Consider the following 13207-nt stretch of genomic DNA (forward strand, 5'->3'; position numbering starts at 1 on the left):
GGCCTGCCATGTCTGTCACCGTCACCCCCGTCCGGTTCGAACACCACCGCGATGCTCTCGGCATCGGCGAGGCCGCGCCACGGCTGAGCTGGATCGTCGAGGAAGCACCGGCGGGCTGGTCGCAGGCCTCGTACGAGTTGGAGTCCGGGACCGGCGAGACCGCCCGAGTGGACAGCCGCGAGTCGGTGCTCGTTCCGTGGCCGTTCGCCGCGCTGGCTTCGCGGGAGCGTGCGTCCCTGCGGGTGCGCGTGACGGGGGAGGACGGCACCGTCTCGGATTGGTCGGGCTGGGCCCAGGTCGAGGCCGGCCTGCTCCTGCCGGACGACTGGACGGCCCGGCTGATCACACCGGCTCCGGGAGCGGCCGCCCTCGTGCGGCGGACCGCCGAGCTCGCGGCCAAGCCGGTGCGCAAAGCCCGTGTCTACGCCACGGCGCACGGCCTCTACCAACTGGAGATCAACGGCAGGCGCGTCGGCGACGACGAGCTGGCCCCCGGGTGGACGGCCTACGAATCGCGCCTGCGCTTTCAGACCTACGATGTCACCGACCTGATCCGCGGAGGCGAGATCACCATCGGCGCGTGGCTCGCGGACGGCTGGTGGCGCGGCTATCTCGGCTGGGACGGGCGCAGGGAGTGGTACGGCACCGAGCTGGGGCTGCTGGCCCAGCTGGAGGTCGAGTACGAGGATGGCGACCGACAGGTGATCGGGACCGACGCTACGTGGGAGAGCAGTGCCGGGCCGATCGTCTCCGCCGACCTCTACAACGGGGAGCACTTCGACGCCCGGCTGTTCGACCCGAAATGGTCGACGCCCGGCAGCACGTCGGGCGACTGGACGCCGGTGACGGTCGCCGACTTCGACACCGGGCTGCTGGTAGCGCCCGACGGTCCGCCGGTGAAGGTCACCGAGACGGTACCGGTCGCCGATGTCAGCGTCTCGCCCTCCGGCCGCACCATCCTCGATTTCGGTCAGAACCTCGTCGGCCGTCTGCGGATCACCGTCACCGGCGACGAGGGAGATACCGTGGTTCTCCGCCACGCAGAGGTCCTGGAGGCGGGCGAGCTCGCGACCGAGCCACTGCGCGGCGCCAAGGCCACCGACACCTACGTCCTGAGCGGAGGCAGTGCCGAGCAGTGGGCGCCGCGATTCACCTTCCACGGGTTCCGGTACGCGGAAGTGATCGGGTGGCCCGGCGATTTCGATCCGTCGTCGGTCGTGGCCGAGGTGCTGCACTCCGACCTGGAGCGGACCGGGTGGTTCGCTGCCTCCGACCCCAAGCTGGACCGGCTGCACCAGAACATCGTGTGGGGGATGCGTGGCAACTTCGTCGACGTCCCGACGGACTGCCCGCAGCGGGATGAGCGACTCGGCTGGACCGGTGACCTCCAGGTCTTCGCCCCGACGGCGGAGTACCTGTTCGATAGCGCGGGCTTCCTGACCTCGTGGCTCAAGGACCTCGCGGCCGAGCAGGCCCGGTACGGGGGCACGCCGATGGTGGTCCCCGCAATCACGACCGGTTACACCGGCCCGATGGCCGGCTGGGCCGACGCGGCGACGGTCGTGCCGTGGACGATGTACCAGTCGACCGGTGACCTCGATGTCGTCGCCCGGCAGTTCGACTCGATGCTCGCCTGGGTCACCGAGGTGGAGGCTGCGGCGGGCCCCGACCGGATCTGGTCGGCCGGGTTCCAGTTCGGCGACTGGCTCGACCCCTCCGCGCCGGCCGGACGGCCGGAAGCGGCCGCCACGTATCCGGAGATCGTCGCGACCGCGTACTTCGCCCGGTCGGCCCGGATCGTCGCCGATGCGGCAGCGCTTCTCGGGCGCTCGGAAGCAGCGCGACTCCGCTCGCTGGCCGATGAGGTCGCCACCGCCTTCCGCCGCGAGTATGTCTCGGAGGCCGGGCGCGTCCTCTCCGATTCGGCCACGGCATACGCGCTCGCGCTGCAGTTCGATCTCGCCGGCGACGATGCCGCGCGGACGCGCGCCGCAGACCGGCTCGCGGAGATCGTCCGTGCGAACGGGTTCAAGATTTCGACCGGCTTCATCGGCACCCCGCTGATCTGCGATGCGCTCTCGGCCAACGGGCACCCCGACACCGCTTACAAGCTCCTGTTCCAGACCGACGCGCCGTCCTGGCTGTATACCGTCGACCAGGGCGCCACCACGATCTGGGAGCGGTGGGATTCGCTGCTGCCCGACGGCACCGTGAACCCGTCCGGCATGACGTCGTTCAACCACTACGCGTTCGGCGCCGTCGGCGACTGGCTGCACCGCGTCGTCGCCGGCCTGGCCCCTGCGGCGCCGGGCTACCGGCAGCTCCGCATCGCGCCGCAACCTCCCCGTCGCGGCCTCACATCGGCATCCGCCCGTCTGAAGACGCCTTACGGCACCGCGGAGAGCGGCTGGGTGCTCAGCGACGGCGAACTCCGGTTGGCCGTCCGCGTCCCGGTCGGTGTCACCGCCGAGGTGGTACTGCCCTCCGGCACCCGGCACGTCGTCGGCCACGGCGAGCACGAGTTCAGCGAGACGTTCGAGGTCGACCAGGAAACGCACGTCACCGTGACCGTCGACACCCCGCTCGGGACACTCATCGAGAGTTCAGAGGCGATGGCCGTCCTCACGGGCGTCATCACCAAACACGTGCCAGAGGCGGCCGAGCACATGGAAGCGGGGTTGCGCGGGCAGGAGGCCGTCACGCCCCGTCAAGTCTCGTCCATGCTGCCCAACTCTGAGGCTGTGCTCGCCGATCTGGAACGCGGCTTCGCGGCCGTCAGCGCGGGCGGACCCGTGCCGGACGACGTGCTCCACGCACCCGAACCGACCGTGGACGACGACGCGCTCGCCCGGGACGCGGCTCTGCTCACCGGCCGCGACTTCTGGTCGACCCGCGAAGGCGACGGTATCCGTTCCCTCGTGCTGGTGGACGGACCGCACGGCGTCCGCCGGCAGGGCGGCACGGCCGACAACCTCGGCTTCAACCAGAGCCTCCCTTCCACCTGCTTCCCGCCCGGGGTGGGCTTGGGGTCCACCTGGAACGCCGCGCTGGCGCGGGAGGTCGGCGCGGCGCTGGGCCGCGAGGCACGCGCCCTCGACGTCGACGTGCTGCTCGGGCCGGCGATCAATATCAAGCGCTCGCCGCTGGGCGGTCGGACCTTCGAGTACCTGTCGGAAGACCCGCGACTCACCGGGGCGATCGCCGCCGAGTATGTGCACGGCCTCCAGAGCACCGGCGTCGGAGCGTCGCTGAAGCATTTCGCTGTCAACAGCCAGGAGACCGAGCGGATGCGGGTGGACGCGCAGGTCGACGACCGTGCTCTCCGCGAGATCTACCTTCCCGCGTTCGAGCAGGTCGTCACCGAGGCGCAACCCGCGACCGTGATGAGCGCGTACAACGCGATCAACGGAGCGTTCGCCTCCGAGAACGAGTGGCTGCTGACCGAGCTGCTCCGCGACGAGTGGGGCTTCGAGGGGCTCGTCGTCTCCGACTGGGGCGCGATCAAGGACCGCGTCGAGGCGCTGAAGGCCGGTCTCGATCTGGAGATGCCCGGCACCGGCGACGAGGGCACGGAGACGATCGTCGCCGCCGTGCGCGACGGACGTCTCGACCGTTCCGTGGTCGAGCGGAGCGTCGAGCGGCTGGCCCGGCTCGCCGAGCGCACCGCGCCCGGTGACGGCGACCACGCCTTCGACGCGGACGTCCATCACGACCTGGCCCGCCGAGCGGCGGGCGAGGCGATCGTGCTGCTCCGCAATGAGAACGACACGCTGCCACTGCGAGAGGGACAGCGGGTGGCCGTACTCGGCCAGCTCGCCGCCGAGCCGCAATACCAGGGCGGAGGCAGCTCGCACGTGAACCCGACCCGGCTCGACATCCCGCTGGAGGAACTTCGCGCTCGGCTCGGCTCGGAGGTCGCCTTCGCTCCCGGCTACGACCGCACCGCCCCGGAGGCGGACGACCGCCTGCGAGAGGAGGCGGTCGAGGCAGCGCGCAACGCCGAGGTCGCCGTCGTCTTCGTCGGCCTGTACGAGGAAGACCAGTCCGAAGGGTTCGACCGCACGCACATCGACCTGCCCGACACGCATACCCGCCTCATCCAGGCCGTCGCCGCAGTGGCACCCCGGACCGTGGTCGTGCTCTCCAACGGCGGCGTCGTCTCCCTCGAGCCGTGGCACGACAGCGTCGACGCGATCGTCGAAGGCTGGGCGCTCGGCCAGGCCGTCGGCCACGCGCTGGCCGGCGTCCTCACCGGCGACATCAACCCGTCCGGCCGACTCGCCGAGACCATCCCGCTGCGGCTGGAGGACACCCCCTCCTACCTCTCCTTCCCCGGCGAGAACAAGGTCGTCCGCTACAGCGAGAGCGTGTTCGTCGGCTACCGCTACTACACGACCGTGGGGCGCGCGGTCCGCTATCCCTTCGGGCACGGGCTCAGCTACACGACGTTCGAGTCGGCGCTGGAGGTGGAGACGACCGGTGCCGACAGTGCGATCGCTCGCGTGACGGTCACGAATACCGGTGCTGTCGCGGGTGCTCACGTCGTGCAGCTCTATGTCGCCCCGGACAGCTCGCCGGTTCGGCGCCCGACCCGTGAGCTCGCCGGTTTCGCGAAGGTCCGGCTGGAGCCGGGGGAGTCGACCACGGTCGAGATTCCGCTGGCGCGGCGAGCGTTCGCCTTCTGGGACACCCCGCAGTCTCGGTGGTGGGTCGCTCCCGGCGGCTACACGATCCAGCTCGGTGAATCGGCCGAGCAGATCGTCGCAGAGCAGACGATCGACCTCGACGGCGACGTGAATGCACCCCAGGTGCTGTCGCTTGCATCCACCGTCGGCGACTGGTTCGGCCACCCCGTCGTCGGCCCCGCGCTGATGCAGGCGATGATGGCGGGCGCATCCGAAGAGCAACTCGCCGCCGCAGAGGCGAACGGCAACATGCTCAGGATGGTCGAGTCGATGCCGATGGGGCAGTTCGCGCGGTTCCCGGGAGTCGAGATCCCCGACGAGGCGCTCGACCAGCTGATCGCGCTGAGCAGTGATGTCACCGGCGCAGCCGACGTCGCGGCGGCACAGCGGTGACGGCCACCGATCCGAGAACCCGCGTCCTCCTCACCGGCGCCACCGGCAACTGGGGCCGCGCCGCCCTCCGTGAGTTCCGGGAACGAGGGGACCGGATGCGCGTCGTCGCGTTCGCGCTGGACACCCCGCAGGACCGGGCCGTGCTCGACGAGTTCTCTGGCATGGAGAATCTGGAGATCTTCTGGGGTGATCTGCTGAACCCCGCTGACGTACAGCGCGCCATTCGGGACGTCGATCTGATCCTGCATGTCGGCGCCGTCGTCTCCCCGCTCGCCGACCAGCATCCCGAGCTCGCGCAGCGGGTGAACGTCGGCAGCATTCAGAACATCATCCGCGCGGTCGCGGCGCTTGCCGACCCGTCGTCGGTCGGGGTGGTCGGGATCGGGTCGGTCGCCGAGACCGGGGACCGCACTGCGCCGATCCATTGGGGTCGGGTCGGCGACCCCATCCGTGTCTCCCGGTTCGACGAATACGGGCAGACGAAGGTCGTCGCCGAAAAGCTGCTGATCGAGTCGCGGCTGCCGAAGTGGGCGTGGTTGCGACAGACCGGAATCTTCCATCCGGGCATGCTCGCCCTCCGCGACCCGATCATGACCCACTCCACGCTGAGCGGCGTCATGGAGTGGGCGACCGCCGAGGACTCCGCACGGCTGCTCGCCGGGATCGCTGAGCGCGACCTGCCCGAGGAATTCTGGGGCGCCATCTACAACATCGGTGGCGGCGAGGAGTGGCGGCTGACGAACTGGCAGCTCCAGACCGCGATCAGCGGTGCTCTCGGCGTCGGCGACGTGCGCGGCTGGTACGACCGCAACTGGTTCGCCACGCAGAACTTCCACGGGCACTGGTACACCGACAGCGACCGGCTCGACGACCTCGTGCCGTTCCGTCGCGACACCTTCGAGGGTGCGCTCGCGCGCGCCGTCGCGACGCTCCCGCGTTCGGTCAGGTCGGCCGGCCGGGTCCCCGGGTGGATCGTGAAGAACCTCGTCATGCGACCGCTCACCCGGAAGCCCCGCGGGACCATGCACGCCATCGCCCACCACGACGAGGCCGCGATCCGCGCCCACTTCGGATCGCTGGAGGAGTGGAAGGCCATCGGCGATTGGACGACGTTCACCGTGCCGGAGCCTTCGCGTACTCCGTCATACCTGGATCACGGCTTCGACGAGGACATCTCGCCCCGTGACTGGACTCGAGCCGACTACGTCCACGCCGCCGAGTTCCGGGGCGGAGAGCTGGTTTCGCCGGTCGTTCCGGAGGGGCGCCCGAGCGAGCCGCTGATCTGGAGCTGCGCGTTCGGTCACATCTTCGCCGCCAGCCCGTTCCTGATCCTGACCGGCGGCCACTGGTGCCCCGACTGCACGCGCGACACCGCCGGCTACGAGCGCCAGGCCGAGCACAACCCGTTCCTCGCCCAGCTGTACTCGCACACGCCCGCGCGCCGTGACGAGGCCGCGCGGCGCTGACGGCCCACGTTCAGGAGTCTCCATGTCGATTCGAGCGCTGGCGATGGACGCCATCGTCAGACGTGTCATCGCCCGCGGCGGCAAGCAGGACGTCGCCGTCGAGATCGCCCGACGCCACGCAGAGGGTCCGCCCGCCCCGGCTCCCGTGCCGCCCTCCGTCGCCAAGCGGTTCCGCGTCAGCGAGGACCGGGTGGCCGGGTCGCGGGTCGTCACGCTCCGCCGCCGCGACGCGATGCCCGGTCGTGCCATCGTCTTCCTCGCCGGCGGCGGATACGCGCATCCGATCGCGACCGCGCACTGGAAGGCCGTCGCCCGGTTCGCGGCGGCTGCCGGGGTCGACGCCGTCGTGCCGCTCTACGAGGTCATTCCGGTTGGCGATGCCACGCGTGCACGGGCGTTCGTGGCGGAGGTCCTCGCTGAGACCATTGCGGAGAAAGGTGCTGGAAACGTGTACCTCGCAGGCGACTCAGCGGGCGCCGGCCTCGCGCTGAGTGTGCTGCAGGTGCACCCGGAGGGAGTCCGCGCCGCCGTCCTCCTGAGTCCGTGGCTCGACGTCGAGCTCGCCCACCCCGCGGCCGATGTGCTGCAGACCTGGGACGCGATCCTGGACCCGGACGAGCTCCGGCACTGGGGCCGGGCATGGGCCGCTGAGCTGTCGACATCCGATCCCGTGGTCAGCCCGCTCCTTGGCCGATTCGACGGCCTGCCGCCGGTGCACGTGGTCACCGGAGGTCGCGACCTGCTGCTGCCGCAAGCGCTGGAGGCCTACCGTCTCCTGCGGCGGGCGGGCAACGCCGGCACCTTGACCTACTCGCCCGACGGCAACCACGCAGTCGGGCTCAGCGGCTCGGCCACTCCCGAGGCCAAGCGTGCGCACGACCACGTCATCCGCATCCTGCGATCCTGACCGAGGAGACGATCCTTCATGCCCACCGTTCAGCAGACATCACCCGCGGAAGCCCTCGCAGATGCCACATGGATCACCACGCCGGATGCCGTACCTGCGCCCGGTCAACGGCCGGCGTACGAATTCCGCCGCACGTTCGACTTCACCGACACGGCGACGAGCGCGATCCTCACGGTCACGGCACACGGCGTCTACGAGGCGTTCCTCAACGGAGAGCGGGTGGGCGACTTCGAGTTGACGCCGGGCCTCACCAGCTACCGCAAGACCCTCCAGGTCCAGCAGTACGACGTGACCGCCTCGATCGTTGCGGGGCGGAACGAACTCGTCCTGGTCGTGAGCGACGGCTGGTTCCGTGGCCGCGTCGGCGCGCATCGCGTGCCCGACAGTTTCGGAACGCGGACCGCCGTTGTCGCAGCACTCGCGATCGAGACGGCAGAAGGCACTATCCGAGTGGTCACCGACAGCACGTGGGAGACCGGCGTCGGTGCGATCGTTCAAGCCGACCTGATGGATGGGCAGACCAGCGACCTTCGCCGTCTCGGCCGCACCGACTGGCAGCGGATCGCGATCTCCGATGACGCGCTGACGCAGGACACCGACCGGCTGGTCTGGTCGGTCGCGCCACCCGTACGCAAGGCCGAGAGCTTCACTCCCGTCGCTATCACACGCCTCGCGTCCGGACGCCAGGTCGTCGACTTCGGACAGAACCTCAATGGCTGGGTCCGCCTCACCGGGCTCGGTCCGGCGGACACCACCATCCAGCTCACGCACGGGGAGGCTCTCGACCACGACGGCGACCTCACCCTCGAGCACCTCGACATCGCCGTCGCCCCGGGGCTCCCGAAGCTGCCGGTGGGTCAACGGGACACCGTCATCTCCCGCGGCGCCCCGTCCGACGTCTTCGAGCCCCGGCACACGAGTCACGGATTCCGTTACGTCGCGGTCGACGGGCTCGAAGAGGACCTCGCCGCCGAGGCCATCACTGCCCATCAGGTACGCACCGACCTCCATCACACCGGAACCTTCTCCAGTAGCGACCCGCGCCTGAACGAGCTCCACCGCATCGCGGTCGCCAGCTGGAGGTCGAACAGCCTCGACATCCCCACCGACTGCCCGCACCGGGAGCGCTGGGGATACACCGGCGACTTCCAGATCTTCGCGCGCAGTGCCGCGTACCTCGACGACATCAGCGGATTCGCCCGCAAGTGGCTGACCTCCCTCGCCGACGACCAGCACGGCGACGGCACGATCACCAACGTCGCGCCCGACTGCGGCATCGAACCCGATCCGGTGATCCCCATCTCCTTCGACGGCTCAGCCGGCTGGGGAGACGCCGCGACGATCGTGCCGTGGGAGCTCTACCGCGCCTACGGCGACCCGAGCATCCTGGCAGAGACCGCACCCATGATGCGGGCCTGGGTGGACTACGCCGCCCGAGCCGCTGCCGGCGGTCGCCACCCGAGCCGCGAAGCGTCACGGCCGGAGCCGGCGCCGCATGAGCGGTTCCTCTGGGACACCGGATGGCACTGGGGCGAATGGCTCGAACCCGACGTCCCGTTCAACCCGCAAGGCGACCCCGCGATCGTCGCCACGGCCTACCTCGCGCATTCAGCGCAGCTCACCGCCGACGCTGCCCGGGTGATCGGAGACGTGGCCGAAGCGGAGCGGTACGCGCGACTCGCGCAGGATGTGGCCGACGCCTGGAGAACGGAATTCCTCAACGCCGACGGAACGCTCACGGTCCCCACGCAGGCGAACTACGTCCGGGGCCTCGCGTTCGGTCTCATCCCGGCCGAGCTGACCGCGGCCGCGGCAGATCAGCTGGTACGGCTGATCGAGGAGAACGGCACGCATCTGGGCACCGGCTTTCTCTCCACGGGAATGCTGCTCCCGGTCCTCGCGGACAACGGCTACGCCGACGTCGCCTACGACCTCCTGTTCCAGGGCGACGAGCCGGGTTGGCTGGTCATGCTCGAACGCGGTGCCACCACGGTGTGGGAGTCCTGGTCCGGCATCGACGCGGGCGGGAACCCGCACGAGTCGCTCAACCACTACTCCAAAGGTGCGGTCGTCACGTTCCTCCACGAGTACGTCGCCGGCATCCGCCCGGCCGAGCCCGGTTACCCAAAGGTGGACATCCGCCCCCACCTCGACGAGCGACTGACATGGGCGGAAGGGAGCCTCGAAACCCCGCACGGCGTCATCCGCAGCCGCTGGGACCGCGACGGTGGGAAGGTGACCATCCGAGTCAGCGTCCCCGAAGGCGTGGCCGCGATCGTGCACCTGCCGAACGGCGAACTCCACGAGGTCGGAGCGGGCGAAAGCGCGTGGACCGCGACCGCGCCAGCGCGATCCGCTCGCACGCCGTATGCGGATCTCCGCGCCGCGCGCGTTTCTGAGGCCCAGGCGCCCTCGGATGAGCCTTTGAGCTGGGGTCGGATCGACCCGGATGTCACGACCCTCGGTGAGCTCCTGGACGACCCGGCCTCGCGCGAGGTGGTCGATCGCGTGGTTCCCGGCGTCGCGGACAGCCCGATGATCTGCATGGCGCGGGCCGTCCCGTTGAACGCGGTGCTGGAGATGGCCGCTGGGTCGATCGCTTCGGAGGAGATTCGAGAGTTGCGCGCTCAGCTTTCCCGGCTCTGACGAGTCCTGTGCCCACACCGGCTGAGAGGGGGTGTCTGCGGCCCCCTCGCGTCACCCCGACGAAACACCGACCACCGTGGTCATCGCGCGCTGATCACGAATCGAACCCCATCCCCAGCGCATCAAGCGTGCGAAGCAGGAGATTGCGCCGACCCTGATTGTGATCCGCCCGGTCCATCGACCAGCGGACGGCGTTGATGCCGAGCGTCGCCGCCGGCTCCGGAGGGAACGGGACCGGACGCTCCTGCACCATCCGCAGTGACGTCCTCTCGGTGGGCGTCCGGTCGAGAAGGTCCAGCATGACGTTGCCGGCGAAGCGCGTCGCGGCGACGCCGAGGCCGGTGAAGCCGGCCGCGTGCGCCACCCTGCCGTCGTGGCTGGTGCCGTAGAACGCGCAGAACCGGGAGCACGAGTCGATGGCGCCGGCCCAGCGGTGCGAGAACCGGATCCCCTCCAGGGCGGGGAACGTCGTGAGGAAGTGCTCGGCGAGCCGATGGAACGACTCTGGCCGGTCCTCGTAGCGGGCGCGGACGCGGCCGCCCGGGTGGTAGATCGCGTCGTAGCCGCCGAAGACGATGCGATGGTCGGCGGTCTGCCGGTAGTAGTGGAACTGGTTGGCGATGTCGGCGATGCCTTGGCGGTCCTTCCAGCCGATCGCCTCGCGCTGAGCGGGGGTGAGCGGCTCCGTCGCGAGGACGTAGTCGTACACCGGGACGGTCATCAGGCGGTTCCGGCGCAGCAGCGAGGGGAAGACGTTCGTGGCGAGAACCGCGCGGTCCGCGCGGACGGTGCCCGCCTCGGTGGTCGCGAGGATCCCCTGCCCGTCGCGGCGGAGCCCCGTGACGCGGGAACGCTCGTAGATCTCCACCCCTCGCTCGCGCGCGACCCTCGCGAGTTCGAGCGCGAGCTTGGCCGGATGCACCAGGAGGCAGCCGTCCCGATCCCAGAGGCCCGCGCGGTAGGTGGGGGAGGAGACCATCGCGCGCAGTCGCGGGCCGTCCAGGAAGACGTTCCGGTCGTCGTGGTGCGCGTCGGCGAGCTGAACCCGCTGGTACTCCTCCGTGGCCACCTTGAGGACGCCGGTGCGTTCGATGTCCGCGTCGATGCCGTAGCGCTCGGCGGTCGCCGCGATCTCGTCGAGGTTCTCGGTGCCGAGCCGCTGGAGTGTGGCCATCTCTTCGGGCCAGCGGCTGGCGCCGTTCTCCTCGCCGTGCGTGAGGCTCGCCTCGCAGAAGCCGCCGTTGCGCCCGGACGCCGCCCAGCCGATCCGGTTCGCCTCCAGGAGCGTCACTCGGATGCCGGGGTGCCGCTCCGTCGCCAGCAGAGCCGTCCAGAGCCCGGCGTACCCGCCACCGACGACGACCAGGTCGCTTGCCCGGCGGCCGGTGAGCGAATCGTGCTGGTCGCGGTGCACGTCGTCGAGCCAGAAGACGGAGTGCTGCGTGTCGGCGAGTGCGTGATCGGCCGCTGCTCTCGGCGGCGGTGTGCGTTCGAAAGCCGTCTGCTGCATCATTGCTCCTCGCTGCATTCGAGACTGCAACGAATGCCATTTGGTTAAAAGAACAGATTGATAGTTGCGCATTCAGCAACCATTCGCAAGGATGGCTCTCAGATGGGCGACCAGACCCGTCGTCGTGCACTCAATGAAGAGATACGGGGATTCCATGAGCACTGACGTGACGCCGCAGGCCGGCCACGCGGTGGAGGAGAAGCTTCCACGCAAGCTGCGCTGGTATGACGCCTTCGCGATGTCGATGACGATGCCGGCCGCGCTGATCGCCACCCTCGGGGCGTCGATCGCCGGCCTGGGCGGGTGGGGCGCCGCGGTGCTCTGGGCCATCTCGATGGTCATCGCATTCGTCGTCAACTGGATCTACATCGAGCTGTCGACGATGTTCCCCGAGTCCTCCGGCGGCATCGCAGGCTTCGCCGCGGAGGCCTGGAAGTCCCGGGCACCCTGGCTCGCTCCCGTGGCCGGTGTCGGGTACTGGTTGCCGTGGGGATCCAACCTCGCCACCTATGGCGCTCTGACCGGGCTCATCATCCAGTCCCAGTGGTTCCCCGACCAGACCTGGGAGCTGAGCCTGGGGCCGATCCACCTGAGCTTCCCGATCCTCATCGGGCTCGGGGTCATCTTCGTGCTCTACGGCATCAACGTCATCGGCGTGCGGGTGACCATGACCTTCGTGTACATCACCGCTGCGATCCTGCTGATCCCGCTGTTCGTCTTCATCGTGCTGCCGGTCTTCAGCAGCGGCTGGAACCCGGGCGCGCTCACCTGGAAGCTCGAGGGCTGGGAGGGCCTGCACACCGCCGTCGTCTGGCTGTACGTGATGGCCTGGACGACCCTGGGCGTCGAGGTCTGCACCACGTTCGCCTCCGAGTACCGCGATCCGGTGAAGGACACGGCACGGGCCATCCGAGCCGCCGCCCTGTTCTGCCTCGGCGTCTTCTTCCTGGTCCCCATCACGCTCGGCGGCTTCGCGGGCGAGGAGGCCATCGGCAAGGACCCCGCCACGTTCTTCGTCGGGGCGTTCGCGAAGCTGGTCGGGTCGGACGCCGCGGCGAACGTGATGGTCCTGTGCCTCATCGCGTCGCTGGTGCTGGTGATGCTGACCTCCGTGGCCGACTCGTCCCGCGTGCTGTTCAACATGGGCAAGGAGGGCGTCACGGTCCGCGCGGTGGGCAAGCTCGACCGTCGCGGGATCCCGATGCGCGCGCTCAACGTGATGCTCGTGCTGAACATCGTGCTGCTCGTGGTCCTGCAGCAGCCGCTGGCGATCATCGTCACCGGCAACCTCGGCTACGTCCTGACCCATGTGCTGGCCGTCTCCGGTTTCGCGCTGCTGCGCAAGGACCGCCCCGACGCGGTGCGGCCCATCCGACTGCCGAACATCTTCGTTCCGATCTCGATCGTTCTCGCGATCCTGCTCGCCGTCATCGTCGTCGTCGGCGCGACCGGATTCTCGATCACCGGCTACGGAGGCGTTCTGGAACTGAGCATCGCGATCGGCATCCTCGCCCTCGGCGTCGTGATCTGGGCGTTCGTCCGTGCGCGCGACCGTCGCTCCGGAGTTCCGCCGCGGTCGGCGGACGAGTCCCTCTGAACA

Annotated in this window: 6 protein-coding genes; 5 read left to right on the plus strand and 1 reads right to left on the minus strand. The window is 69.7% G+C overall.

Going from position 1 to position 13207, the window contains the following annotated elements:
- The first annotated feature begins 8 nt into the window (after positions 1-8).
- Genes JNB50_RS25065 through JNB50_RS12310 form a run of 4 tightly spaced genes read left to right on the plus strand, consistent with a single transcriptional unit; the run spans position 9 to position 10097 of the window.
- Entirely contained in the window at positions 9-5078 is a 5070-nt protein-coding gene (locus JNB50_RS25065; RefSeq protein WP_243768423.1) for a family 78 glycoside hydrolase catalytic domain, read from the plus strand.
- Positions 5075-6544: an NAD(P)-dependent oxidoreductase gene (locus tag JNB50_RS12300; RefSeq protein ID WP_208040435.1), complete on the plus strand. Its 1470-nt coding sequence runs from the start codon at positions 5075-5077 to the stop codon at positions 6542-6544. The genes JNB50_RS25065 and JNB50_RS12300 overlap by 4 nt, the downstream gene beginning before the upstream one ends.
- Positions 6545-6566: 22 nt before the next feature.
- On the plus strand, positions 6567-7451 hold the full coding sequence (locus tag JNB50_RS12305; protein WP_208040436.1) for an alpha/beta fold hydrolase: 885 nt from the start codon (positions 6567-6569) through the stop codon (positions 7449-7451).
- Between the two features lie 18 nt (positions 7452-7469).
- Positions 7470-10097 carry an alpha-L-rhamnosidase gene (locus tag JNB50_RS12310; RefSeq protein WP_208040437.1) on the plus strand — a complete coding sequence of 876 codons (2628 nt, stop codon included), beginning with the start codon at positions 7470-7472 and terminating at the stop codon, positions 10095-10097.
- Positions 10098-10191: 94 nt separating this feature from the next.
- On the opposite strand, the gene JNB50_RS12315 is transcribed toward JNB50_RS12310, so the two are convergent.
- Positions 10192-11607 (minus strand): FAD-binding oxidoreductase, encoded by a 1416-nt coding sequence (locus tag JNB50_RS12315; protein WP_208040726.1) that lies wholly within the window; start codon positions 11605-11607, stop codon positions 10192-10194.
- A gap of 154 nt (positions 11608-11761) precedes the next feature.
- Between JNB50_RS12315 and JNB50_RS12320 the strand changes: the two genes are divergently transcribed.
- Entirely contained in the window at positions 11762-13204 is a 1443-nt protein-coding gene (locus JNB50_RS12320; RefSeq protein ID WP_243768424.1) for an APC family permease, read from the plus strand.
- Positions 13205-13207: the final 3 nt, after the last annotated feature.

The organism is Leifsonia sp. TF02-11, from assembly GCF_017565305.1.
Taxonomy (GTDB): domain Bacteria; phylum Actinomycetota; class Actinomycetes; order Actinomycetales; family Microbacteriaceae; genus Leifsonia.